At 72.6% G+C, this 25390-nt stretch carries 28 protein-coding genes; 15 read left to right on the forward strand and 13 right to left on the reverse strand.

The annotated features are described in order from the left end of the window. The first annotated feature begins 60 nt into the window (after positions 1 to 60). Positions 61 to 441: a tetratricopeptide repeat protein gene (locus tag ACWDEN_RS14165; protein ID WP_351612087.1), complete on the forward strand. Its 381-nt coding sequence runs from the start codon at positions 61 to 63 to the stop codon at positions 439 to 441. A 63-nt stretch (positions 442 to 504) separates the two neighbouring features. Here ACWDEN_RS14165 and ACWDEN_RS14170 read toward each other — a convergent pair whose 3' ends face one another. Next, the gene (locus tag ACWDEN_RS14170; RefSeq protein ID WP_351612090.1) at positions 505 to 801 is read right to left on the reverse strand and encodes a DUF6343 family protein; all 297 of its coding nucleotides are present in this window, start codon (positions 799 to 801) and stop codon (positions 505 to 507) included. 86 nt (positions 802 to 887) lie between these two features. Here ACWDEN_RS14170 and ACWDEN_RS14175 point away from each other — a divergent pair, with 86 nt between their 5' ends. The 3 genes from ACWDEN_RS14175 (at position 888) to ACWDEN_RS14185 (ending at position 3120) form a co-directional block, all read left to right on the forward strand. Further along, complete coding sequence (locus tag ACWDEN_RS14175) at positions 888 to 1799, forward strand: acyltransferase domain-containing protein (RefSeq protein WP_450859082.1); 912 nt, start codon at positions 888 to 890, stop codon at positions 1797 to 1799. 84 nt (positions 1800 to 1883) lie between these two features. Further along, entirely contained in the window at positions 1884 to 2567 is a 684-nt protein-coding gene (locus ACWDEN_RS14180; RefSeq protein WP_450859084.1) for a class I SAM-dependent methyltransferase, read from the forward strand. A 103-nt stretch (positions 2568 to 2670) separates the two neighbouring features. Continuing rightward, positions 2671 to 3120, forward strand: coding sequence for a DoxX family protein (locus ACWDEN_RS14185; protein WP_351612097.1), 450 nt, complete (start codon positions 2671 to 2673; stop codon positions 3118 to 3120). Between the two features lie 165 nt (positions 3121 to 3285). On the opposite strand, the gene ACWDEN_RS14190 is transcribed toward ACWDEN_RS14185, so the two are convergent. Beyond that, positions 3286 to 4041 carry an RNA-binding S4 domain-containing protein gene (locus tag ACWDEN_RS14190; RefSeq protein ID WP_450859087.1) on the reverse strand — a complete coding sequence of 252 codons (756 nt, stop codon included), beginning with the start codon at positions 4039 to 4041 and terminating at the stop codon, positions 3286 to 3288. A 233-nt stretch (positions 4042 to 4274) separates the two neighbouring features. On the opposite strand from ACWDEN_RS14190, the gene ACWDEN_RS14195 reads away from it, so the two are divergent. Further along, on the forward strand, positions 4275 to 4970 hold the full coding sequence (locus ACWDEN_RS14195; RefSeq protein WP_351612102.1) for a uracil-DNA glycosylase: 696 nt from the start codon (positions 4275 to 4277) through the stop codon (positions 4968 to 4970). A gap of 347 nt (positions 4971 to 5317) precedes the next feature. Here ACWDEN_RS14195 and ACWDEN_RS14200 read toward each other — a convergent pair whose 3' ends face one another. Next, complete coding sequence (locus ACWDEN_RS14200) at positions 5318 to 5980, reverse strand: GntR family transcriptional regulator (protein WP_351612104.1); 663 nt, start codon at positions 5978 to 5980, stop codon at positions 5318 to 5320. 189 nt (positions 5981 to 6169) lie between these two features. On the opposite strand from ACWDEN_RS14200, the gene ACWDEN_RS14205 reads away from it, so the two are divergent. Both ACWDEN_RS14205 and ACWDEN_RS14210 read left to right on the forward strand, forming a co-directional pair. Beyond that, positions 6170 to 7627: an NCS1 family nucleobase:cation symporter-1 gene (locus ACWDEN_RS14205; RefSeq protein WP_351612106.1), complete on the forward strand. Its 1458-nt coding sequence runs from the start codon at positions 6170 to 6172 to the stop codon at positions 7625 to 7627. Between the two features lie 5 nt (positions 7628 to 7632). Then, positions 7633 to 8355 (forward strand): aspartate/glutamate racemase family protein, encoded by a 723-nt coding sequence (locus tag ACWDEN_RS14210; protein ID WP_351612109.1) that lies wholly within the window; start codon positions 7633 to 7635, stop codon positions 8353 to 8355. A gap of 49 nt (positions 8356 to 8404) precedes the next feature. On the opposite strand, the gene ACWDEN_RS14215 is transcribed toward ACWDEN_RS14210, so the two are convergent. The 4 genes from ACWDEN_RS14215 to ACWDEN_RS14230 all read right to left on the reverse strand — a co-directional run bounded on the left by ACWDEN_RS14215 (position 8405) and on the right by ACWDEN_RS14230 (position 11026). Then, on the reverse strand, positions 8405 to 8863 hold the full coding sequence (locus tag ACWDEN_RS14215) for a GNAT family N-acetyltransferase (RefSeq protein ID WP_351612112.1): 459 nt from the start codon (positions 8861 to 8863) through the stop codon (positions 8405 to 8407). Next, entirely contained in the window at positions 8860 to 9330 is a 471-nt protein-coding gene (locus ACWDEN_RS14220; protein ID WP_351612115.1) for a RidA family protein, read from the reverse strand. Before ACWDEN_RS14220 ends, ACWDEN_RS14215 begins: the two co-directional genes overlap by 4 nt. An 11-nt stretch (positions 9331 to 9341) precedes the next feature. Further along, positions 9342 to 10322, reverse strand: a complete 981-nt coding sequence (locus ACWDEN_RS14225) for a GNAT family N-acetyltransferase (protein WP_351612117.1) — start codon at positions 10320 to 10322, stop codon at positions 9342 to 9344. Positions 10323 to 10387: 65 nt separating this feature from the next. Continuing rightward, positions 10388 to 11026, reverse strand: coding sequence for a hypothetical protein (locus tag ACWDEN_RS14230; protein WP_351612118.1), 639 nt, complete (start codon positions 11024 to 11026; stop codon positions 10388 to 10390). A gap of 710 nt (positions 11027 to 11736) precedes the next feature. Between ACWDEN_RS14230 and ACWDEN_RS14235 the strand changes: the two genes are divergently transcribed. The 4 genes from ACWDEN_RS14235 (at position 11737) to ACWDEN_RS14250 (ending at position 15698) form a co-directional block, all read left to right on the forward strand. After that, positions 11737 to 12519 (forward strand): nucleotidyltransferase domain-containing protein, encoded by a 783-nt coding sequence (locus tag ACWDEN_RS14235; RefSeq protein ID WP_351612120.1) that lies wholly within the window; start codon positions 11737 to 11739, stop codon positions 12517 to 12519. A gap of 115 nt (positions 12520 to 12634) precedes the next feature. Continuing rightward, the gene (locus ACWDEN_RS14240) at positions 12635 to 14509 is read left to right on the forward strand and encodes an FUSC family protein (protein ID WP_450859091.1); all 1875 of its coding nucleotides are present in this window, start codon (positions 12635 to 12637) and stop codon (positions 14507 to 14509) included. A 148-nt stretch (positions 14510 to 14657) separates the two neighbouring features. Beyond that, positions 14658 to 15368: a DUF899 domain-containing protein gene (locus tag ACWDEN_RS14245; protein WP_351612125.1), complete on the forward strand. Its 711-nt coding sequence runs from the start codon at positions 14658 to 14660 to the stop codon at positions 15366 to 15368. A gap of 153 nt (positions 15369 to 15521) precedes the next feature. Then, positions 15522 to 15698: a hypothetical protein gene (locus ACWDEN_RS14250; protein ID WP_351612127.1), complete on the forward strand. Its 177-nt coding sequence runs from the start codon at positions 15522 to 15524 to the stop codon at positions 15696 to 15698. 173 nt (positions 15699 to 15871) lie between these two features. Here ACWDEN_RS14250 and ACWDEN_RS14255 read toward each other — a convergent pair whose 3' ends face one another. Then, a complete protein-coding gene (locus tag ACWDEN_RS14255) occupies positions 15872 to 16264 on the reverse strand; it encodes a hypothetical protein (protein ID WP_351612160.1) in 393 nt (130 codons plus the stop codon). A 227-nt stretch (positions 16265 to 16491) separates the two neighbouring features. Next, positions 16492 to 17265, reverse strand: a complete 774-nt coding sequence (locus ACWDEN_RS14260; RefSeq protein WP_450859093.1) for an ATP-binding protein — start codon at positions 17263 to 17265, stop codon at positions 16492 to 16494. A 202-nt stretch (positions 17266 to 17467) separates the two neighbouring features. On the opposite strand from ACWDEN_RS14260, the gene ACWDEN_RS14265 reads away from it, so the two are divergent. From ACWDEN_RS14265 to ACWDEN_RS14275, 3 genes are all read left to right on the forward strand, one after another. Further along, positions 17468 to 18328, forward strand: coding sequence for a helix-turn-helix domain-containing protein (locus tag ACWDEN_RS14265; protein WP_351612132.1), 861 nt, complete (start codon positions 17468 to 17470; stop codon positions 18326 to 18328). Continuing rightward, positions 18329 to 18583, forward strand: a complete 255-nt coding sequence (locus tag ACWDEN_RS14270) for a DUF397 domain-containing protein (RefSeq protein ID WP_228622545.1) — start codon at positions 18329 to 18331, stop codon at positions 18581 to 18583. It begins immediately after the preceding gene. Positions 18584 to 18679: 96 nt separating this feature from the next. Next, positions 18680 to 19489, forward strand: a complete 810-nt coding sequence (locus tag ACWDEN_RS14275) for an SAM-dependent methyltransferase (RefSeq protein WP_450859096.1) — start codon at positions 18680 to 18682, stop codon at positions 19487 to 19489. Between the two features lie 166 nt (positions 19490 to 19655). Here the strand turns inward: ACWDEN_RS14275 and pdxR are convergent, their stop codons facing one another. Further along, complete coding sequence (pdxR, locus tag ACWDEN_RS14280; RefSeq protein ID WP_351612137.1) at positions 19656 to 21077, reverse strand: MocR-like pyridoxine biosynthesis transcription factor PdxR; 1422 nt, start codon at positions 21075 to 21077, stop codon at positions 19656 to 19658. A 46-nt stretch (positions 21078 to 21123) separates the two neighbouring features. On the opposite strand from pdxR, the gene ACWDEN_RS14285 reads away from it, so the two are divergent. Beyond that, positions 21124 to 21642 carry a carboxymuconolactone decarboxylase family protein gene (locus tag ACWDEN_RS14285; RefSeq protein ID WP_351612140.1) on the forward strand — a complete coding sequence of 173 codons (519 nt, stop codon included), beginning with the start codon at positions 21124 to 21126 and terminating at the stop codon, positions 21640 to 21642. Positions 21643 to 21876: 234 nt separating this feature from the next. On the opposite strand, the gene ACWDEN_RS14290 is transcribed toward ACWDEN_RS14285, so the two are convergent. From ACWDEN_RS14290 to ACWDEN_RS14300, 3 genes are all read right to left on the reverse strand, one after another. Then, positions 21877 to 23364 carry a glutamate synthase subunit beta gene (locus tag ACWDEN_RS14290; protein WP_450859099.1) on the reverse strand — a complete coding sequence of 496 codons (1488 nt, stop codon included), beginning with the start codon at positions 23362 to 23364 and terminating at the stop codon, positions 21877 to 21879. Between the two features lie 648 nt (positions 23365 to 24012). After that, the gene (locus ACWDEN_RS14295) at positions 24013 to 24492 is read right to left on the reverse strand and encodes an anthrone oxygenase family protein (RefSeq protein WP_351612163.1); all 480 of its coding nucleotides are present in this window, start codon (positions 24490 to 24492) and stop codon (positions 24013 to 24015) included. A gap of 185 nt (positions 24493 to 24677) precedes the next feature. Further along, positions 24678 to 25373 (reverse strand): DUF2293 domain-containing protein, encoded by a 696-nt coding sequence (locus ACWDEN_RS14300; RefSeq protein WP_351612145.1) that lies wholly within the window; start codon positions 25371 to 25373, stop codon positions 24678 to 24680. Positions 25374 to 25390 lie beyond the last annotated feature (17 nt).

A 25390-nucleotide genomic window follows, 5' to 3' on the forward strand; every position in this document is an offset into this window, starting at 1 on the left:
GCAGGAATAGCGGCCCTCTCCTCGTGCGTTGAACGGGCGGAGTGAGGGAAGGACTCTGCCGTGCCCGAGACCAGTGGTTCCACCGGACGTACTCCGGAGACACATGTCATCGACTTCCGTGCAGCCGAGCAACTGCTCAACTCACGGGATCCGCGGGGTGCGGTGAAGCTGCTCGACGGAGTCATCGCCGCGCACCCGGAGAACACCGCGGCCCGGCTGCTCCGCGCGCGTGCGTTCTTCGCCGCGGCACAACTGCGTCCCGCCGAGCTGGAGTTCACGATCGTGCTGGAGCGCGAGCCGGACAACGCGTTCGCGCACTTCGCACTGGCCCGCACCTACGAACGCCAGGGCCGCCACGACCAGGCCAAACGCCATTTCCGTCTCGCGGCCGCACTGGACCCGAACCCGCAGTACGTGAGGGCGGCACGCTTCGACGACTGACCTTCGATCCACGACCGGCTCCGACGACTGAGCGACCGAGCCGATCGTGCCGCGCCGGGTCGCTCACGGGTGCCGGTGCCTCGGCGGGCTCGGATACGGCGGTCCGCCGTCCGGCGGCTGGTACGGCGGCACGTCACGGCCCGGCTGGTAGTGCGGCCCCTGCCGGATGTGTCTGACGATCATGGCCATGTCGACGGTGACCACCAGCCACAGCACCCCGCAGGCCGCCGCCCAGCCGGGGCGCCCGACGAGCGCGAACGCCACCGTGCCGAAGACCGACCAGGCCAGTCCCCACACGCACAGCCAGAACCGCGCCCGCAGAGCACTGCGCGCGGTCACCGGTTCACTGCCCGTACGCATCGGACCATCACTCCTGACTGCAACGTACTCTTCGGGGACGACGTTCACCAACGGCGCTCGTCCGTCGCTCGTCGAAGGGGGATCCATTGCTGCCGGACGCCGACGACCTGCCCGAACTGCTCCTCGACCTGGCCGTGCCGCACGAGGACATCAACGATCTGGTGGCCGGCCGGCGCCGGGTGACCGGTGACCCGGCAGCGCTGAGACTCCTGGAGGAGTGCGTCGAGGAACTGTTCCGCGATCCGGAGGAGACCGGCCGCACCCCCGGGCTCGCCGAACTCCTCGACGCGGCACCGGCCGAACTGAACGGCCTCTTCGCCGTGTACGTCTTCGTCGCCGCGGCCCCGCACACCCTCGCCCGGCACCGGGAACGCGGCATCCCGCCCGAGATGTCCCGCCGCACCCTGGCCGACCTGGGCCGTCAGATGGCCGTGCACCGCAGACGGCACGGTACGACCGGAGTGCAGTCGTGGCACTGGCTCGTCCGCCACTTCCGCGGTGAGCTGTACCAGCTGGGCCGACTGCAGTTCGAGCGGGCGCGGCTCGGGCAGCGCACGGCCTCCGTGCTCGCGGCGGCGGGGCTCGACGCGCTTCCCGGCACGGACTGCCTGTGCCTGCACATTCCCGACCTCCACGGTCCGCTGTCCCCGTCCGCCTGCGACCGCTCCCTGGCCCGGGCCCGCGAGTTCTTCACCGTGCACTTTCCCGAGGAGCGGCCGGTGGCCGCAGTGTGCCACTCCTGGCTGCTGGACCCGCAGTTGAGGCGGTACCTGCCGGCCGACTCCAACATCGTCCGTTTCCAGGAACGGTTCCGCACCGTCCGCGAGGACGCCGAGCCGTCCGACACCGAACCCGTCCAGTTCGTCTTCGGCGACCCCGACCTGCCGGTGGCGGACCTGCCGCGCCGCACGTCCGTGGAGCGGGCCGTGGGGGACCATCTGCGGGCGGGCGGCCACTGGTACATCGGGCACGGCTGGTTTCCGTTCCCGGCCGAATAGCGCGGATCAACTCGAACGAGTGAACTGTGGTGGGACGGGAACGGCCGTGCGAGGGCGGTCCGTTGTTCGGGCATGACGGTCGAAATGCGTGAGGGACACGAGGGCACGGGACCCGGTGCGATCACCCCGGACGGCTGCGCGGTCGAGCTCTACGAGCGGCTGCCGGTCGGCGACGAGCCCGACATCATCGCCGCGGCGGTACCGGCCGGGGCACACATCCTGGAACTGGGCAGCGGAGTGGGCCGGATGACCCACCCCCTGCTCGAGCGCGGCTTCACGGTCACGGCGGTGGACGAGTCCGCCGACATGCTGAGCCGGGTCCGCGGGGCGCGCACGATATGCGGACCCATCGAGCAACTCGACCTGGGCGGCGAGAAGTTCGACGTGGTGATGCTCGCGTCGTTCCTGGTCCACGCCGGTGACGAGGAGGTGCGCAGAGGCCTGCTGCGCACCTGCGCCCGGCATGTGGCCAAGGACGGCTGCGTGCTCATCCAGCGGGAGGGCGAGGACTACCACACGAACGTGCCCAGGGAGCGGGCCGACCCGAGCGGCTTCACCGTACGGATCGTCTCCGCGGAGCCGGTCGGCAACGGAGTGAACTCGGTCCACGTCGAGTACGACTTCCCGGACGCGCAGTGGACCCAGACGTTCCTGGCCCGGCCGCTGACCAAGGAGCAGTTCGAGTCGGCACTGGGTGAAGCGGGGCTGGAGGTGGACGCGTATCTGACACCGGACCGGACCTGGGTGCGGGCGGTACTGAGGGGATAGAGGGCACTCGGTCGCACAGGGCGGCCGGAGAGCGATGAGTTTCCGGACCCTGTCGGGTCTACCCCGGTGAAAGCAATCGGCACCGCTTCCCCAGGAGACCCTCATGTCCGAGACCACCGCTTCCGCCGCCCGCACCGCTCCCGTCGCCTCCACCGGCTCCCTCGGCGGCCGGAGGCGCGCGGCCCGCGTCACGCTGCGCACCGTGCAGGTGCTGCTCGCGCTGTTCTACGGCATCGCGAGCGCGCTGCCCAAGCTCATCGCACACCCCTCGGCCGTCGAGTCCTTCGACAAGATCGGCTGGGGCAGCGGGGCCATGTACACCATCGGCGCGCTGGAACTCGCCGGAGCCGTCGCGCTGTTGATCCCCGTGCTGCAGTCCGTTGCGGCGATCGCGCTCAGCGCGCTGATGGTGGGCGCGTTCATCGTCCAGCTCACCGTCTTCGACGGACAGTACGCGGCGACCCCGCTGATCCTGATGGTGCCGCTCCTCCTGATCGCCTGGGCGCGGCGCGGGTACAACGGGGAACTGCTGCGGTTGGTGCGGCGACGGTGACCCGGGTGCACGGCGCCGGCGCCGCCGGCCGGGCGCGGGGGGCCCGGCCGACGGCACCGGCGTGTGCATGCGTCGCATCCCCGCCCGCGTGTGCATGAGTGCATGAGTGCACGGGTGTTCATGCGTGCATGGGCGGCGTGCACACGACGTGGCAGCGCCTTCGGATCACCGTCCCGGGCGACGCCCACCGCTCCCGCCGGACCGAGATCCACCATGCCTGCCGGACCCGGACCCGGACCCGGACCCGGACCCGGACCCGGGCCCGCCAGGCCCACCGGACTCGCCGGATCGACCGTGCCCACCGGACCCGCCGGGGCCTGCGGCGCCGCCGAAGGCGCCGAAGCCGCCCGGGACGTGGCCCGGGCCCGCGAGGTCGCGGAGGCGTTCCATCTCGCGACGGTCGCGCTTGGTGGGGCGGCCGGTGCCGCGGTCACGAAGGCCGGCGGGGGCGACGGCCTCGCGGGGCGGAGGCGGAGGGGAGTTGTCGATGTAGCACTGGGCGGCCACGGGGGCACCGACCCGCTTGCGGATCAGGCGCTTGACGATCACGATCCGTTCCCGGCCCTCGTGCCGCAGGCGCACCTCGTCGCCGACGCGCACGGAGTAGGCGGGCTTCACCCGCTCGCCGTTCACATGGACGTGGCCGCCCCGGCAGGCGGTGGCGCCCAGGGAACGCGTCTTGATCAGACGCACGGCCCAGATCCAGCTGTCGATCCGGACCGTCTCGCCCTTGGCCGGTCCCGCGGCCTCGGCGGCGGCCACCGCGGCGGCGACCTTCGGATCGACGGGCTGCCCGGCGGAGGCGCCGGAGCCGTGGCCGACCTGGGCAGCCTGAACGTCCTGAGCGTCCTGCGCGGGCTCGGGCCGGTCCGGTCCGCCGGTCCCACGGTTCACGTTCTCGTCCGCATCCTCGGAAGCCATGCCCCCGACCTTAACTCTCCGAGCCGGGTGAGCCGGAGGCGATTTTCCCCGGGCGCCGGGGTGCCGTGGGCTGGGGGCGCCTGTGCGGATCAGGGGCGCGGCCGGTGGGGGCGGGCTACGGCGGACACCCGCGGTTCGCGTGGCCGCTGCCGGTGATCCTGCCAGTGCTGAACCGCGGGGTCGTGGCGCCGGGCACGGCGTTCACCGGAGCGGATGGGGCATACGGTGGCCCTATGGACGACAGCAGCGCCCTCGCCCGGCTGGACCGGCGGGTCGCGGACTGCCGGGCCTGTCCTCGGCTGGTCGAGTGGCGTGAGGAGGTGGCCCGCACGAAGCGGGCCGGGTTCGCCGACTGGACGTACTGGGGGCGGCCGGTGCCCGGCTTCGGCCCCGCCGACGCACGGCTGGTGATCATCGGGCTGGCCCCCGCCGCGCACGGCGGCAACCGCACCGGGCGGATGTTCACCGGCGATCGCTCCGGAGACGTGCTCTACCGGGCACTGTACGACGAGGGGCTCGCCTCGCAGCCCACGTCCGTCAGTGCCGACGACGGGCTGGAGCTGTACGGCGTCCGTGTCACCGCGCCCGTGCACTGCGCCCCGCCCGCCAACAAGCCGACCCCGGGCGAGCGGGACACCTGCCGCCCCTGGCTGGTCCAGGAGCTGAGGCTGCTGCGCCCGACGCTGAGGGCCGCGGTCGTGCTCGGTGCCTTCGGCTGGCAGGCCGCATTGCCTGCGTTCAGCGAGGCGGGCTGGACCGTGCCCCGCCCCCGCCCGGCCTTCGCCCACGGCACCCGGGTCGCGCTCGACGGCCTGGACCTTTTCGGCTGCTTTCACGTCAGCCAGCGCAACACCTTCACCGGCCGGCTCACCGCGGAGATGCTCCGCGAGGTGCTGGGCACGGCGGCGCAGGCGGCCGGACTGCGGTGACCGGCCGCGAGCAGAGCCGCCCTCGACCGACAGCCGCCCGCCAGAGGGCCCGCGACGGTCCGTCCAGCGGTCCACCGGCAGCCGACCGGCGCCCGCCCAGGAGCCCGCACCGGTCCACCAGAATCCGATAGCCGCCCGCCGGAGCTGCCTGCGGCCCTCCCTCGGAGCCGGCTGGTGCCGGTCACGGCCCTGCGGCGGTCCACCGGCAGCCGACCGGCGCCCGTCAGCATCCCGTATCGGTCCATCACGAGCGGACAACCGCCCGTCGGCAGCCCTCCCTGGTCCCTCGCGAGCGGACCGGTGCCGTCAGGGATCCGGGGTGGGCCGTCGGGGGTGCTGGTGGGTCTTCAGCCGGCGTCGGCGGGATCGGTTCCGAACAGGTGCCGTACCGTCGAGCGGTAGTTGGCGCGGACGTGTTCGAGCGCGTGGGCGCGGGCGCGGTCGGGGTCGCCGGAGGCGATCGCCTCGTACAACTCACGGTGCTCGGTGAGGAGTTGGGGCCACTCCTCGTTCCGCCGGGTGAGCCAGCGCAGGCGGCCGTCGACCGGCTCCATGACCGAGATCAGCAGGCTGTTGCCGGCCAGGGCGCGGATGCGGTCGTGGAAGCGTGTGTTGATGTCCGTGATCGCCTCGGCGTCGCCCTCCTTCGTCGCCCGCGCCGCCTGGTCGAGCAGATCCCGCAGCTCCGCCAGGGCCTCGGGGGTCACCCGGGACGCCGCCAGTCCCGCCGCGTACACCTCCAACGCCTCGCGCAGCTCGAAGAGTTCCCGGACGTCGGTCGGGTTCAGCCGGCGCACCACCGTGCGGCGGGCCGACTCGAAGTGGACGAAGCCCTCGGCGACCAGCGCGCGGATCGCTTCCCGCACCGGCACCCGGGAGACGCCGAACCGCTCGGCGAGCTCCCGTTCGACGAGCCGGTCACCGGGTCCGAGGCGCCCGGCGATGATGTCCTCCCGCAGGCTCGCCAGGACGCGCTCCCGCACCGCGCCCAGGGGTTCGATCTTCGTCATGAGCCCATCTTCGCCGACACGGGGCGACTTTTACGGGGCCGTAACGGCAACGACATCGGTCCGGACGCTTGACGGCGGCACCATGTCAACTGTTTGGTATACCAAACGCGGCTCGCTGTGGGTGCCCCTGCCTGCAGCCCGTCCGAGTTCCTGCGGTATGGCCCCTTCGTCCCCCGTCCAGGAGGCCCCGTGTCCCTCGCCGATCGCGCCGAAGCCACCGGCGCCCCCGCGTTCGTCCCCGACCCCCGTCTCGTCAACGAGGACCTCGCCCCCGCCCAGCAGCGGAACTGGAAGGTCTTCGACCTGTTCGCCATGTGGATGTCCGACGTCCACAACCTGGGCAACTACACCTTCGCCGCCGGCCTGCTGGTCCTCGGCATGAACGTCTGGCAGGTCTTCACCGCCCTGCTCGCCGGCTTTGTGCTCATCTACGCCGGCATGAACTGGATGGGGAGGATCGGCCAGCGCCACGGCGTGCCCTTCCCGGTGGTCAGCCGCATCAGCTTCGGCGTCTGGGGTGCCAACATCCCCGCCCTGATCAGGGCCGTGATCGCCATCATGTGGTACGGCATCCAGACGTATCTGGCCTCCGTCGCCGTGAACGTGATGCTGCTGGCGGCCTGGCCGGGCCTTGCGTCCCTCACCCACCACTCCTTCCTCGGCCTGGACGCGCTCGGCTGGATCTCCTTCGTCTCGCTCTGGCTGGTCCAGGCGCTGATCATCAGGCAGGGCATGGAAGCCGTGCGGAAGTTCCAGGACTTCTGCGGTCCGGCGATCTGGCTGGTGATGATCGCGCTGGCGCTCTGGGTCCTGGCCAAGGCCCACTGGAGCATCTCGCTCACCTCCACCCCGCACCCGGTGTCCACCGGCGAGCAGTGGCGGCAGTGGTTCGGCGCGATCGGCCTCATCCTCGCCACCTACGGCACGCTGATGCTCAACTTCTGTGACTTCTCCCGCTTCGCGCCCGACTACAGGACCGTCCGGCGCGGAAACTTCTGGGGCCTGCCCATCAACTCCACCGCCTTCGTCGTGGTGTCGGTGATCGTCACGGCCGGCTCGCTGAAAGCGTTCGGACAGGCCATCACCGACCCGGCGGAACTGGTCGCCAAGGTCGGCAACACCTGGGTGCTGGTGATCGCCGCGTTCACGTTCGCGGTCGCCACCATGGGCGTCAACATCGTCGCCAACTTCGTCTCACCGGCGTACGACCTCGCCAACGTCTGGCCGCAGAAGATCACCTTCAAGGTCGGCGGCATGATCAGCACGGTGGCCGCGCTGGTCGTCACCCCCTGGAACCTCTTCTCCAACCCGACCGTCGTCAACTACTTCCTCGGCGGCCTGGGCGCCTTCCTGGGCCCGCTGTTCGGTGTGATCATGGTCGACTACTACTGGGTCAAGCGCGGCAGGGTCGATGTCGACGCGCTGTTCGACGCCCGGCCGGGCACCGCGTACCACTACCGCAAGGGAGTCAACCCGACGGCGCTGTGGGCGTTCCTGCCCTCCGCCGCGGTGGCCGCCGTGGTGGCGCTGGTGAAGACCTTCGGCGACGTGGCGCCGTACTCCTGGTTCATCGGCACCGCGCTCGCCGCCGCCCTGTACGCCCTGCTGACCCGCCGCGAACGCGCCACGACGGTGAAGGAGGCCTGACAGGCGTGCGGATCGTCGTCACCAACTGCAACACCACGCAGGAGATGACCGAGGAGATCGTCCGCGGCGCCCGGGCCGCCGCGGGCCCGGCCACCACGGTGACCGGCCTGACCCCCGCCTGGGGCCCGGCGTCCGCCGAGGGCTGGCTGGACAGCTACCTCTCCGCCGCCGCCGTCCTCGACGCCCTGCGAACGTACGACGGGCCCGCGTACGACGCCGTCGTCCTGGCCGGCTTCGGCGAGCACGGCCGGGAAGGCGTACGGGAGTTGGTGGATGTCCCGGTCGTGGACATCACCGAGGCCGCCGCCCACCTCGCCTGCCTCCTCGGCCGCCGCTACGGCGTCGTCACCACCCTCGACCGCTCCCGCGGGCAGATCGAGGACAGCCTGGAGACGGCCGGTGTGGCCCGGAACTGCGCCGCCGTCGTCGGCACCGGCCTCGGCGTCCTCGACCTCGCCGGCGATCCGGGCCGCACCGAGGCCGCGTTCCTGACGGCGGCCGAGCGGGCCCGGGACGCGGGCGCCGAGGTCCTGGTCCTGGGCTGCGCCGGGATGACGGGACTGCAGCAGACGGTGGCGGAGAAGCTGGGGGTGCCCGTGGTCGACGGCGTGGCGGCGGCGGTCAAGCTCGCCGAGTCCCTGGTCGCCCTGGGCCTGACCACCAGCCGAGCGGGCAGTTACGACCGGCCGCTGCCCAAGGGGAGGAGATGGGGACGGTCGTCACGGTGAGCCGGAAGGTGTGGCTCCCCGCCGCCACGGTGGGCGTAAGCGGCCGGGCTCACGGCCGCCAGACGTACCGCACGTCCGGCTCCCGCTCCTCGTTCCCGCTGCCGTCGGTGAACTCGGCCGCGGCGAAACCATGGCGCTCGTAGAAGCGGTGGGCGGGCTTGTTGACCTGGAAGGTCCACAGGGTCAGCCCGCCCGGGCTGCGCTCCTTGGCCAGCGCCACGAACCGGTCACCGATACCGCGCCCCCGCCACTCCGGAGCCAGATACAGCTGCGACAGCAACTCCCCGTCCAGCACCAGCAGTCCGACGATCCCGCCGTCGGCGGCCTCCGCCACCCAGGTCTCCCGCAACGGCACCACGACATCCCGGATGTACTCCCGCACCTCGTCGTCGGTGTGCGCACGCACGACGGTGGGCAGGGCGGTGCCGAAGGACCGCAGATACACATCCGCGGCGGCCCGGGCGTCCGCCGCCACGGCCCGGCGCAGTACGACCCCGTCCGTCCTCACCGGTTCCCCTCCCGCTCCGGCAACCCGGCCGCGCTCCGCGCCTCCGGCACCACGGCCGTGCCCCGCTCCTCCGGCACCACGGCCGTGGCCGTGATCTCCACCAGCTGCCCGGTGTAGCCGAGGCAGGCGACCCCGAGCAGCGTGGACGAGTGCGGACCCGTGCTCAGCCCGGAGGCCTCCACGACCTCCCACACCGCGGACAGCACCGAGGGCTCGCTGCTCACCACGTACACGTCCGTCGCGACCACATGTGCCAAGTCGCTCCCGACGGCGTCCAGTTGCTCCCGGAGATTGGCGATCACCTGCTCGGCCTGCCGCACCGGATCCCCCGGGCCGACGATCTCCCCCTTCTCGTCGAGCGGCACGGCCCCGGCGAGGAAGGCCAGCTTCGTCCCGGCCTCGACGACGGAGGCGTGGGAATAGGCGGGCGGCGGGAAGAGGGCCGGTACGGTCACGCGCTGGATCATGACGGCTGCTCCTAGGGACGGCGGGTGCAACCTCCCGATGATCGGTTCCCTCGGCCCTGAGCGCATCCGAATTCTCGGGGCGGCGGGACACCGAGGGCGCTCGCGTCGGCGTACGGGCTCTCCACCCGCCGGCCGTCCTCGCGTGCCACGCGCTCGAACACCCCGATCTTGTAGGCCAGCCCCTCCGGCTCTCCGATGTCACAGGACCAGCCGGCCCGGGCCCACTCCTCCTCCCCGCGGACCAACGGACGCCCGCCAACAGCGAGATGAAGTGCGAGCCTGGCCCGAGCGTCGCGACACATCACCTCGGGTCCGCCGGTGAGGCGCCGGTAGCCGGCGGTCTCCCGGAGGAGCAGCCGCCGCCCGTCCGCACCGGCGGCCGGCAGCGGCTCACCCCCGACGTACAGCACCAGCTCGCCGCCTTCTTCCCGGACCTCGTAGTCCGGCAGGAAGGAGAGCCGGGCGAAGCCCAGGGCATGCTTCCACGAGGTCACCCACAGTCCGCGGCCGAGGTAGTAGCGGACGGCCTCCTGCCAGGTCCAGTACGCCTCCAGACGGAACCCGTGCAGTCCCTCGGCGCGGCAGGCCTCGTACACCGCGTTCAGCACGGCCCCGGCGAGACCGCTGCGCCGTACCGCCGGACGGACGTGGAGCGAGGAGACGCTGAGCGCGTCCGCGCCCGTCGGCCGGGTGCCGACGGCGACGGTGCCGACGACTCCACCCCCGCACTCGCCGGGCGAACGGATCCAGTACCTCCTCGAGAGCCTGTCGTCGTGCCGGTACTCCCGCCCGGCCGGCCCCAGTTCGCGCCGCAGTCGCTTCTCGCTCGACACGGTGAGCGAGTCCGGGTCCTGGATCGGGCCGAGGGCACCCTCGGTGAGCGAGGCCAGGTCCCACAGGCCGAACCGCCGTCCCTCACCGAAGGCGACGGGGCGCGGCAGCGGGGAGGCCGTCAGGCGTGCGTGCACCCGAAGGGCTTGATCATCCTTCATGTGCCCGGAGCGTAGGGACCGCCTCGAAGCCCGTCCCTGTGTTGCGGGCTCCTCGTCCGGTCCTGTCATGCCCCCGGTGGACCCGGCTGTCGTTCACCCGACTGCCGTTCGCACTCCCGTGCAAGGTCCGGGTACGCCTCGGCGATGGCGGCGTAGATGCGGCGGTGCAGCAGTTCCTCGGCCGCGGCGCGTCCTGTGCTGCCGTGCAGACCGTCCAGGAGCTCGTCGTACCGAGTCAGCCGATGGCGCAGGTAGTCGACCTTCCACCGGTCGAGTGCGGCGCGGGGACCGGCGTTTTGCGCTATCGCCGGACCGGTTGCATGCCGCCACCGGCCGGATGCCCATCGTGTGTCCTGCCGGTCGCGGTGTTCGGCCGCCGGCTCGGCGAGCCGTTGCGCGGTCGGCCGTGGCACGTCGAGGGGTTCCGCCGCGATCCGCGCCACCACCTCCCGCCGCCGGCGCAGCGCGGCCGCCCGTGCGGCGGCCGACCGGCGGGCCGCGGCTGCCGAAACGGTCCTGAACTCCTCGCTCCGCTCGGCTGTCTCGACCCGGTCGAGGCGATACAACCGGGTCCGCGGGGCCGACTCGAAGTGCGGATTGCTCCGCAGCAGATCGGGATCGCCGAGCAGTTGACGGACCATGCCGGGGGTCCATCCCCGCGCGCGCAGTCCCGCCATCGACAGATGGGTGCGGGTCTGCGACACCTCCGCCCGGTCCGCCGGGCTCCCTTGGGCTTCCCCGCCCCGCCCATGCCCGCTCGCTTCCTTGTCCCTGCCGTCCTGGATCACCACGACCCCCCGTCGTCACACAGCGTTACGATTCCTTGATAGCGCGTGCCACTGACAACGGCCCGTGACCAGGGAAATCGGCGGGGCCCGGTTCGGCAGCGGGCCCAGGCGGCGGTTCTGAACCGGCGCCGACGCAGCCGAAGGCGCCGGGGCCGGGGGACCCGATCGACCTGCCGACGCCTCCCTCGCCGGGCCGCGACCGCTGCTCCCTCCACCCGGTGACCCCGCACGCCGGGCACCAGCACGCCCCCGCACCCGCCCGCCCCGAAGCTGCTGAAGTCGCTCATCGACTTCACCCGCGGCACGCTGCACACCCACGGCATCCGCCTGGAGCAGGACACCGCCGAGAGCCTCGCCACGGTCCAGGGCCTCGCCACGCCCTGATCAACGACACCATCCGGCTCTCCACCACCACCCGGCACCCCCGGCTCGCCGTGCACGAGGCACGCCGCCCGCCGATCTCGCGCCCCTCGAGCACGAACTCGCCCGGCGCGGGGGCGGAGATACGGGCCGGCCTCGCAATGCGGGCTGACGCAGCGGCGCTTCGCGGCCGTTGCCACGGATCGCGGAGGGACTCGCGGAAATCCCGGGAGCGGACTTCGGGACGGCTGAGGCAGGCTGAGGGCATGGCCCAGTCCTCCGAAGCCGAATTCCTCGCCCGCACCACCGAGCGCCTCGCCGCCCTGCCCACGGTGGAGGGGGTCGCCCTCGGCGGCTCCCGGGCCCAGGGCACCCACCGCCCCGACAGCGACTGGGACCTGGCGATCTACTACCGCGGCCCCTTCGATCCGGACGACCTGCGCGCGGTCGGCTGGGAGGGCGAGGTCTCCGAGGTCGGGGGCTGGGGCGGTGGAGTCTTCAACGGCGGTGCCTGGCTGACCATCGACGGACGCCGGGTCGACGTCCACTACCGGGACCTGGACGTGGTCGAGCGCGAACTGACGGAGGCGGAGGCGGGACGGTTCCGGGTGGAGTCCCTGCTCTTCCACCTGGCCGGCATCCCCACCTATCTGCTGGTCGCCGAACTGGCCGTCAACCAGGTCCTGCACGGCGACCTGCCCCGTCCCGCGGAGTACCCGGCCAGGCTGCGCGTCACCGCCGCCGACCGCTGGCACGGTACCGCCCGCGCCACCCTCGCCTACGCGAAGGCCGACCACGCCCCCCACGGCCGCCTCACGGAGACCGCCGGCTCCATCGCGACGGCCGCCGTCCAGGCCGCGCACGGAGTGCTCGCGGCACGCGGCGAGTGGGTGACGAACGAGAAGCGGCTGCTGGAGCGGGCCGGGCTGCGGGGGATCGACTCGGTGGTGGGCGAGCTGCGGGCCGCACCGGAGGCCCTCGTCGCCGCCGTGACCGAGACCGAGGAACTCGTCGTCGGCGCATCGCGTTCCTGCGGATTGCGTTCATAAAGAAACCGGCCGCGCGGGCACCTTTCACCTGCGCGAAACGTGATCGCCCGGTTCGCACGGGGAACGCCCCCTACCGTGTAAGGACAGCCCACCCGGCCACCGTCGTCCGAAGGCAATGCACTTCCCGCCCGCATACGACAGGAGCCCCGTGTCCCGGCCCGCCGCACCCCTCTGGCTCGCCCATGCCCTGCGCGCCCAGCGCGGCCCCGTCCCCTGGAGCGCGGTGACCCGGGGCGCGCTCGCCGCCGGTCCGCTGCTGTCCGCCGGAGTCGGCACGGGACGCATCGCCCCCGGCGTCCTCGCCGCCATCGCCGCGATGCTCGCCGGCATCAACGACCGGCCCGGCGGCCGGCGCGCCTCCGTCAAACGGCTCGGGGTGCCCGCGCTGGCCGGGGCGCTCGGGCTGCTCGCAGGGACGTACGCGGGGCAGGGGCTGGCGGCCGTACCGCTGACCCTGGCGCTCACCCTGCTCGGGCTGGTCGCCGGTGGCATCAGCGCGGTCGGGCCCGTGGCCTCCGCCGCCGGAACGCAACTGCTCGTCGGCGCCGCGATCGGCGCCGGAATGCCGACGGCCGAGAGCGGCTGGCAGCGGGCGCTCGCCTTCCTCGCCGGGGCCGGCTGGCTGCTTGTGCTGCGGCTCGCCCTGCCCACGCCCGGCTCCCTCGCGGGGGACTTCCGGTTCGACGGGGAGCGGGCGGCGGTCGCCGAGGTGTACGACGCCGTCGCCGCGCTGCTCGACGCCGTGGGCGGTGAACGGGCCACCGCCCGGCGGGCCGCGCTCACCGCCGCCCTCGACCATGCCCAGGACGCCCTCGCCGGACCCCGGTTGCGCCGGTACGCCAGTTCCGCCGCCGAACGCCGGCTGCACGCGCGGTTCGCGGCCGCGCTGCCCCTCGCCGAGGCCGCCACCGCCCTGTTCTGGGCGGGGGAGCCGGTCTCGGCGCGGGCCGCGGAAGGGCCCCGGCGCCTCGCCGCAGCGGTCCGCGACAACACCGGCACCGGCCCGCTGCCCGCTCCCCACCGGTCCGCCCCCGCCCTGCGCGCCCTCGACGACGCCCTGCTGCGCGCCGCCGAGGCCTTCGACCGGGCCGAGGACGCACACCAGCGGCCACCCGCCCGGCGCCGGGATGTGCGACACGCCGTCCGCGCCGCGTTCGGCACCGGCGGACGCGAGTACGGCCTGCGGGTCGCCCTCTGCTTCGGGGCCAGCGCCGCCATCGCCCAGGCCCTGCACCACACCCGCTGGTACGGCAACCACCAGCACTGGTACTGGCTGCCCGCCACCGCCGTCTTCCTCGTCAAGCCCGACCTCGGGCCGCTCGCCTCCCGAGTGCTGTGCCGGGCCGCCGGGACCGTACTGGGCGCCCTGGTGTTCGCCGGACTCGCCGCGCTGCTGCCCCGGCCCGCCGGGCTGATCGCGCTGGTCGCCGTCTGCGGGGCGCTCGTGCCGGTCGCCACCCGGCACTTCGCCGCGCTCACCGCCGTCGTCACCGTCCTCGTCCTCGCCCTGGTCATGGCCGGAGGCGAGCCGCAGGCCTCCGTCAGCCGGATCGGCGAGACCCTGCTGGCCTGCGCGCTCGTGCTGGTCGTCGGGCATCTGCCGATGCCGGGGGAGCGCGGCGGCGGCGTACGCGCCCGGCTCGCGGCGGCCGGAAGCGCCGCGCACGCCTATCTCGTGCACGTCCTGGACGGGTCCGGCGACCGCGCCGAACGGTGGGCGCTGCGCCGGGAGGCCTACCGCACCCTCGCCGAGGCGCGCGCCGCCATCGCGCTCGCCGCCGCCGAACTGCCTGCCCTCGCCCGGCACACCGCGGGCACGGACGCCGTCGCGGACGTCCTGGAGCGACTTGTCGACACGACCACGGCCAGCGCCGTACACCTCGACGACACGGGCCGGCTCACAGCTCGGCACGTCAGGCAACTCCAGGACGCATTGGGAGAGTTGAAGCTCCAAGGTCTCGTCGAGGTGCCGCTGCCCGCCGCCGCGTAGCGGTACGTGGGCCCCTGCGGACCTGAGCCGGCCGACGCCGCGCAGGCCGGAGGCGCGCCGGAAAGAATCTTCGCGCGTGGCGATGAGTTCCGCTCCCGGCGACGGTCACCACCCGGACCGACCGTCGGATCGTCGGACAGGAGGGCCCATGTCGCTTCCGGAGATCGTCTCGCGCGAGCAGTGGCGTGCGGCGCGCGAGGAGTTGCTGCGCAAGGAGGAGGCGGTCAGACGGGCCCGCGAGGTGCTCGGGGAGGAGCGGCGGCGGCTGCCCATGGCCGAGGTCGACGCGGAGTACGTCTTCGAGGGCGGCGACGGCAAGGCCACCCTCCTGGACCTCTTCGAGAGCCGGGCCCAGCTCGTCGTCCACCACTTCATGTTCGCCCCGGAGTGGGAGACCGGCTGCCCGTGCTGCTCGGCCTTCCTGGACCAGGTCGGCCACCTCGCCCATCTGCGCTCCCGGAACACCTCCTTCGCGGTCGTCTCCCGGGCGCCGTTCACCCGGATCCTGCCGTTCAAGGCGCGGATGGGCTGGATGGTGCCCTGGTACTCGTCGTCCGACAGTGACTTCAACCTCGACTTCGAGGCCACCGTGGAGCCGGACCAGGACCGGAGCCAGAACCAGAACCAGGACCAGTGCCGGAGCCAGGGTCAGGGTCAGGGTCAGGGTCAGAGCCTGGTCGAGCGGCCGGGCATCAGCTGCTTCCTGCGCGACCACGACCGGGTCTTCCACACCTATTCGGTCTACGACGACGGGCTGGACGGACTCGGCACCCTCGCCGGTCTGCTCGACCTCACCGCGCTCGGCCGCAGCCCCGCCGGCAGCGACCGGCTGCGCCTTCACGACGAGTACGACCACTGACGCGGAGGGCGCGGTTCATCCCACAAAGTGAACGTCTGCTCACACTCCGCGCCGAACGAGTGTAGGTAATGTCTCAGTCCCGTCACCGAGCGAGGCTTTTCCCTTCTCCAGGGCGTTAACTCCTACAGGTACGACGCTTTCTGGAGGTGCGAGATGGTGAACGGGCGAACGGTGCTCGAACGCTTTCCCGCCGGTGGTCCGCGGGGATCCTGGCCCGCGGAGGAGTTCGCGCACGCGCGGCGTCTGGAAGGCCTGCCGGCCGAGGTCGTCATGGACCTCGCGACGGACATGTTCCTGGTGATCGTGCGGGGAGCCGAAGCGGCCGAGTGAGCGCGCCGCTGCCGTCCGCTCCGCTCAGGCAGGCCGTGCTCAGGCAGGCTGCACCAGTTCGGCATGCCGGCGCGGCCGTCGGCTCGTCCACGATCAGCCGCCGAAAGCCGAGCCCGCCCCACCACGGCCCCAGGGTCACGGCCACGGCCCGAAGCCGGCCGCCGCGTCCGCGTCTACGCGGGGACCGCCCTGGACCAGTCCGGAGCCGTCCCGGTCACCCGGCACAGGGCCAGGTACAGCGGGATCGGCGGGGTGTACGGGACCGTGCCCTCCGGGCGGTGGATGAGCCGGGCGGTGCCGGTCACCAGGGCGCCGGGGGCGTAGTGGGCCGGGAAGGGCCAGGGGAGGGCGTAGTCGGAGTCCGACGGAACGATCCACCACCAGCGGGCGCCGTCGGTGTACACACAGCCCAGCCGGGGCAGCCGGGGTACGACGAGCGGGCCGAGGCGGTCGGGCACGGCCACGGCGTCGCAGCCGAGCGGTGCGGTCATGCCGTCCGGCACGGCGAGCCGGCGGGGCTCGTCCGGGACGGACCTGCGCCGCTGCAGCCGCACCAGGGTGTCCAGGCCGAGGGCCGGTTCGGGTCCCCGGCCGGTGGCACCGGCCGCATGGGCGGCACGGGCCGCACCGAAGACACCGGCGGCGTCGGGCGGGAAGGGGCTTGCGGTGTCGTACCTGTCGCCGCCCAGGACGCGGCCGGTGACACCCTCTCGGCCGGAGTCGTAGCCGCCGCAGTCGTAGGCGTCGCAGTCGTACCCCACGGAGTCGTACCCGCGGGAGTCGTACTCGGCGGTCACGGGCGCTCCCCGGCGCGGTGCTGCTCGGGGAACCGGTGCAGAGGGTGGTGCGGGGGCCGGTCCAGGGCTCGGTGCCGGTGGGGGTCCGGTGCCCCGGGGCGGTGCTGGTGCTCGGGTGTGTGAGGGTGGGGGTGCCCGGCGGCCCGTTGCCGGCCCTCCGGCGCCTCGTCCTCGCCGGAGTCGTCCGGGCGGCCCGGTTTGGGGCGGGCGCCCCAGCCCAGGTCGGCTCGCGGAGCGGCGGTGCCGCGGTCCGCGTCGGTCTGGCGGGCCAGCTCGGCCCAGACCAGCAGCCCGGGCCCGTGTTCCTGCGCGCCCCAGGCCCGGCACAGCGCGTCGACGAGGAGCAATCCCCTCCCGTGCTCCTCATCGGGCCGCTGTGGGGACGGGTGGGGTTCGCCTGGGGCGCAGCCCTCGTCGCGTACGGCTATGCGCACGGTGTCGTCGTGATCCTGCAGTTCGCACACCACACGACTGCTCGCGGTGTGCACGATCGCGTTCGTGACCAGTTCGGATATGACCAGGGCCGCGCTGTCGCAGGTGTCCGCGCACACCGACCAGCCGGTCAGCCGGGCGTGCGCGAGGCGTCTCGCCCGGGCGACGGAACCGGGATGTGCGGCCAGCTCGAAGCGGAACCGGCGCCCGGCAGCGCCCCCGTCAGGGGCTGCTCCCGTGGCTGCACCGCGACCGGGACGGTCTGCGGCGGAGTCTGTTCCTAAGGGCGCGGACGGAATCACGCTTGCCACTATCTCCCCGCCGTGAACACTTGGCAAGTATCACTCTGAAAATTGCAGAGTGCTGTGTGACTCGGTCAGAGGCCGTGGCACACTGCTCGCAACAGCACGTCGAGCGGCGCCAATTGGGGGCATCGGAGACCGACCCGGTCTTCGAATGCATCTTCGAACGGCGCCGCAGGGCTGTCGGGAAACATCTGTCAGGACACGTTCGGTGGAGGCGTGCGGTGGAGGTGAGAGCGTGAGCGAACCGCGGTCCGCGCCGACGGTGGGCCAGGTGGTCCTCGGCCGACGCCTGTTGGACCTGCGGGAACGCGCCGGACTGAAGCGTGAGGAGGCCGCCCGCGTCCTGCGTGTCGCGCCCGCCACCGTCCGCCGCATGGAGATGGCCGAGGTCGCCCTCAAGATCCCGTACCTGCAACTGCTGCTGAAGGCCTACGGCGTACCCGACGACGAGGCCGAACTCTTCGTCCAGCTGGCCGAGGAGGCCAACAAGCCCGGCTGGTGGCAGCGCTTCCACGACATCCTGCCCGGCTGGTTCTCGATGTACGTCAGCCTGGAGGGTGCGGCCGCCCTCATCCGCTCCTACGAGCCGCACTTCGTCCCCGGCCTGCTCCAGACCGAGGACTACGCGCGCGGTGTGCTCAAGTCCGGTGCCATCGGCCAGACCAGTCCGGACGACATCGAGCGGCACGTCGCCCTGCGCATGCAACGCCAGCAACTGCTCACCCGTCCCGACGCCCCCCGCTTCTGGGCGGTGATGGACGAGACCGCCCTGCGCCGCCCGGTCGGCGGTCCGGAGGTGATGCGCGCGCAGATCGACAGGTTGCTCGAGGCCACGAAGCTGCCCCATGTCACGCTCCAGGTCGCCCCGTTCGCGAGCGGGCCGCACCCGGGGACGTACGGGCCCTTCGTGCTGTTCCGATTCGCCATGCCGGAGCTGCCGGACATGGTCTACAGCGAGTACCTGACCGGCGCCGTCTACCTGGACGCGCGCGCGGAGGTGGCGACCCACCTCGAGGTCATGGACCGCATGGCGGCGCAGGCCGCTACGGCACAACGCACGAAGGAGATCCTCCGGGATCTCCGCAAGGAGCTGTGAATGGATCGCATCACGCCGCGCGGACGCGTCTACAACGGCATGCCCGCGCGGGAGCTGGGCAGCGAGGGCTGGCACAAGCCCTGGAGCGGCGGCAACGGCGGGAACTGCCTGGAGGCGATGAAGCTGGCCGACGGCCGGATCGCCGTACGCCAGTCCACCGACCCGGACGGACCAGCGCTGATCTACACCACCGCCGAGATGACCGCGTTCATCGAGGGCGCCAAGGCGGGGGAGGCCGACTTCCTGCTGTCCTGACCTGGACCGTGTGTTGCTTTTCGCTCAACTTCCCTATCGTGGAACCCACTTGCTCACTCATTGCGCCGGACGTTCATCACGCTCATGGAGTGCCGCATGACAGGGCAGGACCCGACGGCCGTGGCGATCGACACCAGCAAGCCGCACCCCGCGCGGATGTACGACTGGTATCTCGGCGGCAAGGACAACTACCCCGTCGACGAGGCGATGGGCCGGCAGATGCTGGCCCTCGACCCCCGGGTCCCGGTCATGGCCCGGGTCAACCGCGCGTTCATGCACCGGGCCACGCGGTGGCTGGCCCAGCAGGGGATACGGCAGTTCCTGGACATCGGCACCGGCATACCCACCGAGCCCAACCTCCACCAGATCGCCCAGCAGGCCGCCCCCGACGCCCGGGTCGTCTACTGCGACAACGACCCGATCGTGCTGGCCCACGCCGCGGCGCTGCTGCGCAGCACACCGGAGGGCGCCACCGAGTACCTGCAGGCCGACGTGCGCGATCCGGACGCGGTCATCGCGGGTGCCAAGGAGATCCTGGACCTCGACCGGCCGGTCGCGCTCTCCCTGATCGCCCTGCTGCACTTCGTCTCCGACGAGGACGGCGCACACAACCTGGTCGGCCGGCTGCTCGCCGAACTGCCCTCCGGCAGCCACCTGGTGATGACCCACGCCACGGCCGACTTCACCCCCGAGGAGTCGGCGGCCGCCACCGAGAAACTGAAGGCGGCCGGCGTCACCCTCGCCCTGCGCTCCCGCGAGGAGTTCACCCGCTTCTTCACCGGCCTCGACCTGGTCGGGCCCGGCGTCGAGATCGTCCACAAGTGGCACCCGGAACTGGGCGAGCCGGTCCCGGGCCAGGACGACGGGGTGATTCCCGGGTACGGGGCGGTGGCGCGGAAACGGTAGACCTGCGCGGCACACCTGTTGAGCCGGGGGAACTCGCCCTGGGGCCAGCGGCGGGCTCGACAGCCGGCCGCAGCCAGTCACCGGGCGCGAAGGCCTACGTCACCGCCGCCGACCCCGATCTCCGAACCACCGCTCCGCAGGCCGCAGGCCGCAGGCAACCCGCTCCTCACCCAGGAGGCAGCACCCCGCACAGCGCCTCCAGCGCCGCGCCGTAGGCGTGTTCGGCGGCGGCCGCGTAGCCCACGACCAGTCCGTCACCCGCCGTCGCCACCGCCTGCGGATGCCGGAACGCGGCGAGTCCGTCCAGGGCGATCCCCTGCCACGCGGCGGCCTTCACCGTGGAGGGCTCGCTGCCCGGCGGCAGCCGCAGCACCGCGTGCAGCCCGGCCGCGACGCCCGTCACCTCGACATGCGGCGCGTGGTCGGCGAGCGCCGCGACGAGCCGGTCACGCCGGTGCCGGTAGCGCTGCCGCATGCGCCGCACATGACGGTCGTACGACCCGGAGACGATGAACTCCGCCAGGGCCAGCTGGTCCAGCACGCTCGCCCAGCCCTCCCGCTCGCCCTTCGCCGCCAGCACAGGCCCGACATACCGCTCCGGCAGCACCATCCAGCCCAGCCGCAGCGCCGGTGACAGGCTCTTGCTGACCGACCCGAGGTGGATCACCCGCTCCGGATCGAGGCCCTGCAGCGCACCGACCGGCCTGCGGTCGTACCGGAACTCGCCGTCGTAGTCGTCCTCCAGCACGACCGTCCCACGCGCGCGTGCCCAGTCGATCACGGCCGACCGGCGCTCCGGGTGCAACGGCCCGCCGGTCGGGAACTGGTGCGCCGGCGTGAGCAGCACGGCCCGCTCCCGCCCGAGTACATCGACCCGCACGCCGCGCTCGTCCAGCGGCAGCGGCACCGTGCGCACCCCGGCCGTGGCGAGCAACCCCCGGTGGAAGTCCAGCCCGTACGCCTCCACGCCCAGCGGACCGCGCAGCACCCCGCCCGCACCCTGGCCGAACAGCAGCCGCAGCGCGTGCGCGAAGCCCGAACAGATCACGATCCGGCCCGGCTCGGCGCGCACGCCACGCGCGCGTGCCAGATATTCGGTCAACGCCTCCCGCAGCTCCCGGCGCCCGGCCGGATCCCCCGGCCCGAACGCCTCGTTCGGCGCCGCCTGAAGGGCCCGCCGGTAGCAGGCCGACCAGGCCGCCCGAGGGAACGCCGACGCATCCGGCGTGCCCTGCCGCAGATCGTGTCGCGGGCCACGCGCGCGTGGAGGTGCCTTCACGGGCGTCCGTACGGCCTGCCGCAGCGGCTCCGCGCGGTCGGCGACCCGGGTGCCCGAACCCTGGCGGGCGGTCAGCCAGCCCTCCGCCACCAGTTCCGCGTAGGCGTCGGCCACCGTGTTGCGGGCCACGCCCAGATCCGCGGCGAGCGACCGGTACGGCGGCAACAGGGTGCCCGGCGCCAGCCGCCCGCTGCGCACGGCCGCCCGCAGCGCCCGGGTCAGCGCCGCCCGCCGCCCGCCCGGACCCGACAGCTCCAGATGCAGATCGGCGCCGATCCGCTCCGCGGAATTGACCCACGATTCCATCACGAAAATGCACCCTACAGCCGGTCTATCGGGCTCGTAGGTTGAAGCCATGACAACGCACACGAACGCCACCGCAGCCGACATCACCACCGCGATCGCGGAGACCGAGGACGCCCGCGCCCGACTGGACTTCTCGAAGTCCGCCCCGAAGGCCTTCCGTGCCCTCATCGGCTTCGACGCCGCCGCGCGGGCCGGCCTCGACCCGGCACTGGTGGAGCTGATCCAGATCCGCTCCTCGCTCCTCAACCACTGCGCCTACTGCCTGCACATGCACACCAACGACGCCCGCAAGGCCGGCGAGAGCGAGGACCGGCTGCACATGGTGGCCGTCTGGCGCGAGGCCCGGCACTTCTTCACCCCCAGGGAACAGGCCGCTCTTGCGCTCACGGAGGCCCTGACCCACGTCGCCGACGCGGGCGTCCCCGACACCGTCTACGCCGAGGCCGCGGCCCACTTCGACGAGGAGGAACTGGCCCACGTCATCGCCATGATCTGCACGATCAACACGTGGAACCGGGTGGCCCTGTCGACGGGGAAGGTGGCGGGGACGGACGAGCGGAAGGGATGACGGGAAGGGGTGACCGGAAGGGGTGACCGGAAGGGGTGACGGGAATGGATGGCCGGCACCGACAGGCACCGACGCCGATCCTTTTGTCTGGCCGGTGCCCTGGATCTCGCGGGTGGCCCCCCGCCCCAACGGCGAGCAACCACAACGCCGCATCCCGGCGGTGCCGAACCGGCCGTCACCACCGCCGAGGACAGCCAACGGCCACAACGACCGTACAACGACCGTCGGCCACACTCACACCCTCATCGGCCGATCCCTCGGAGAGACCGGGGCCGGCAGTCGTGAACTCCCCGTCAGATAGCGGTCGACGGCCGCCGCCACCGCCCGCCCCTCCGCGATCGCCCAGACGATGAGCGACTGCCCGCGCGCCGCGTCCCCGGCGGCGAAGACCCCGGGGACGTTCGTCGCGAAGCCGTCGTCCCGGGCGATCGTGCCGCGCGGATCCAGCGTCAGCCCCAGCTGCCCGATCAGCCCGTCCTCCTGGTCAGGGCCGGAGAACCCGAGGGCGAGCAGCACGAGATCGGCGGGAAGCGCCCGCTCGGTGCCCGGCACCGGACGACGCACCTCGTCGACTTCCACCAGGTGCAGCCGGCGCACCCGCCCGCCGTCGTCCCCGGTGAACCGGAGCGTGGACGCCGCGAACAGCCGGGCATCCGCGTCCGCCGCCGGCGCCGTACGCAGGTCCCGGGCCTCCTCGTGCGCGGCCGACAGCCGGTAGACCTTCGGGTACGTCGGCCACGGCTCGGCGTATTCGTCACGCTCGGCGCCCGGCTGCGCGTAGATGTCCAGCTGGCTCACGGACGCGGCCCCCTCGCGCACCGCGGTCCCCAGACAGTCCGCCCCGGTGTCCCCGCCGCCCACGATCACCACGTGCCTGCCGGCCGCGGACAGCGGTGAAACCTCCAGATCCCCCTCACACACCCGGTTCGCCAGCGGCAGATACTCCATCGCCTGGTGTATCCCTTTCAACTCCCGGCCCGGCACCGGAAGTTCCCGCCACGCCGTGGCCCCCGTGGCGATGACGACGGCGTCGTACCGTCCCCGCAGCTCCACCGCCCCGACATCCCGCCCGACGGCCGTCGACGTACGGAACTTCGTCCCCTCGGCCCGCATCTGCTCGATCCGCCGCTCCAGATGCCGCTTCTCCATCTTGAACTCGGGGATCCCGTACCGCATCAGCCCGCCGATCCGGTCGTCCTTCTCGTACACGGCGACCGTGTGCCCGGCCCGCGTCAGCTGCTGTGCCGCGGCGAGCCCGGTGGGCCCCGAGCCGATGACGGCGACCGTCTTCCCGGACAGCCGATCGGGCGGCCGCGCCTGGGTGAAACCTTCCTCCCAGGCCCGGTCGGCGATCGCGCACTCGACGTTCTTGATGGTGACGGCCGGCTGGTTGATCGCCAGCACGCACCCCGCCTCGCACGGCGCCGGACACAACCGCCCGGTGAACTCGGGGAAGTTGTTCGTCGCGTGCAACCGGTCGCTCGCCGCCCGCCAGTCCTCCCGCGAGACCAGGTCGTTCCACTCGGGGATCAGATTGCCCAGCGGACAGGCGTCGTGGCAGAACGGGACGCCGCAGTCCATGCACCGGTCGGCCTGTTTGCTGATGATGGGCAGCAGCGCTCCCGGGACGTACACCTCGTCCCAGTCCCGCACCCGCTCCTCGACGGGCCGCCGCGCCCACTCCTGCCGCGGCGTGGTCATGAACCCCTTGGGATCGGCCATGGTCGTCTTCCTCGCGTACAGATACCGCGCGGGCATCAGGTGTACGACGGGCCGTACGCCATCGGGCGGCAACCCTCGGCACTCTTCCTGCACTCCTCCGGCACCCTTTCGGCCACGATACGTCCGCGCCGACCACCGCGCAGAGTGGCGGACAGCGCTTTCTCCGGCCACACCCCCGGCCCGGCACCGGAAGCCCTCCGACCCCCCTCCCGAGGAGGCCTCGGGAGACGGTCAGGGGTGATCGCGGAGTGGTCGGGGCGTGATCAGGGGAGTCGGGGGGCGGGGGGCGATCAGGGACTGATCCGGGGCGGTGGGAGAGGTGATCGGGGAGTGGCCAGGGGCTGATCGGGGAGTGCTTGATCGTGAAGTGGCTGGGGGTGATCGGGGAGTGGTTGATCGCGGAGTGGTTGGGGGGATTCGGGAGTGGTTGGGGTCGGGAGTGGTTGAGGGATCGGGAGTGGTCGGGGGTTGATCGGGGAACAGTCAGGGGGCTGTCGGAGGTGGGCCGGGGGAGGGTCGGGCATGAACGGACCAGGGGGACCGCCGGTTGTCAGGATCGGGTCAGACGAAACGGCCCGTACGAGGGTCAAGCCGTAGAGGGGCAACCCGTACGAGGGTCAAGCCGTAGAGGGGCAACCCGTACGAGGGTCAAGCCAGCGCCAGTACGTAGGCGAGGGCGGCCGCTGCGGATGCGACGGTGCGGACGTGGTTCCAGAGCGTCCACTCGCGCACATACGCCGGCCAGTACACGGCGGCCTCCGGGGCGCCCGGGGTCAGCCGGGCCAGCCTGTCGTTGCGCGGGACGTTGGCGACGATCGTCAGCCCGAATGAGCCGAAGAGGTACAGCGCGCTGCCGAGCAGCAGTTCGAGCTTCCCCTCGTCCGGCCACACCACGAACGTCACCACCGCGATCATCGCGCTCAGTACCGCCGAGCCGGTGAACACCGTCATGAAGGCGGGCCGGACCGCGGCGACATTGATCGCGTTCATCGCCGCGACGCCCTGTGCCGGCGGAAGGGTGGCGAGCCCCCGCATCACAAAGGTCGAGAACGCGCAGAAGGTCCCAGCCACCAGCCCGGTGCCGAGCATCCCCACCACGACCAGTACGAAGAACGGCCCGTCGATCATCTCCACGCCCCAGCTCGTCTGTTCCGCCCGGTACGCGCCCGGCATCACCGCTACCTCCCAGTGAATGCCCAGGAACGGGTTCGGACCATGGCCCAGGAAGGCGACGACAGACGCGAGCGTCTCTCCGCCCCCTCCCCTCCCCGGGGGCCCCTCCCCCCACCCCCTCCCCCCGGTCCCCGCCCCGCTCAGCCTGCCTCCGCCCCCGCGTCCTGCCAGGTGCGCAGCACGCTCTCCACGGCCGGGGCGATCCGGCGGCGTGCCTCGTACCGTGACACCCCGCTCATCAGCAGCTGGTCGTACGGTGTGTCGACGTGCCGTACGGCCGCCACGACCGCCGAGACCACCGCTCCCTCCGACAGCGCCCGCCCAGCCGCGCTGCGCCCGACCCGCCCACTGCCGCGCAAGGACGCGTGCGCCGCGATGGCCCGCGCGCGATCGGCGGGGCAGCCGGGAAAGAGCCGCAGGATCTCGGCCGCGAACGCCGCCGCGAACCGTTCGTCCTCCGCCGCCCGGCGCCGCGCGTCCCGCGCCCGACGCCTACGCCGCGCCTCCGCGTCCGCCAGGCATCGCGCCTCGGCCCGGGCCAGCGCGGCCTCCTCCACGAGCACGCCCTGCCGCTCGTAACGACTCTTGCGCCGGTTGAACCGCACCACGACGACCGACAGCCCGCTCTCCTCCCTCGACCTGCGGGTCAGCGCCGTGTCCCCGCGCGGCAGGAACACCAGGTGTCCGAGGTCCGCGCAGTCCAGGCAGCGCGGTGCCCCGTCCTCCAGCACGAGCAGTGACAGCGGCCCGCGCCGACACCTGGCGCACCGCTTGGGCTTCTGCGCCTGGATGACGACAAGCCGACCGGGGGAGTGGGGAGTTGAGGGAAGCGCCATACGCGGTACTTTCCCCG

The organism is Streptomyces sp. NPDC001153, assembly GCF_053598315.1.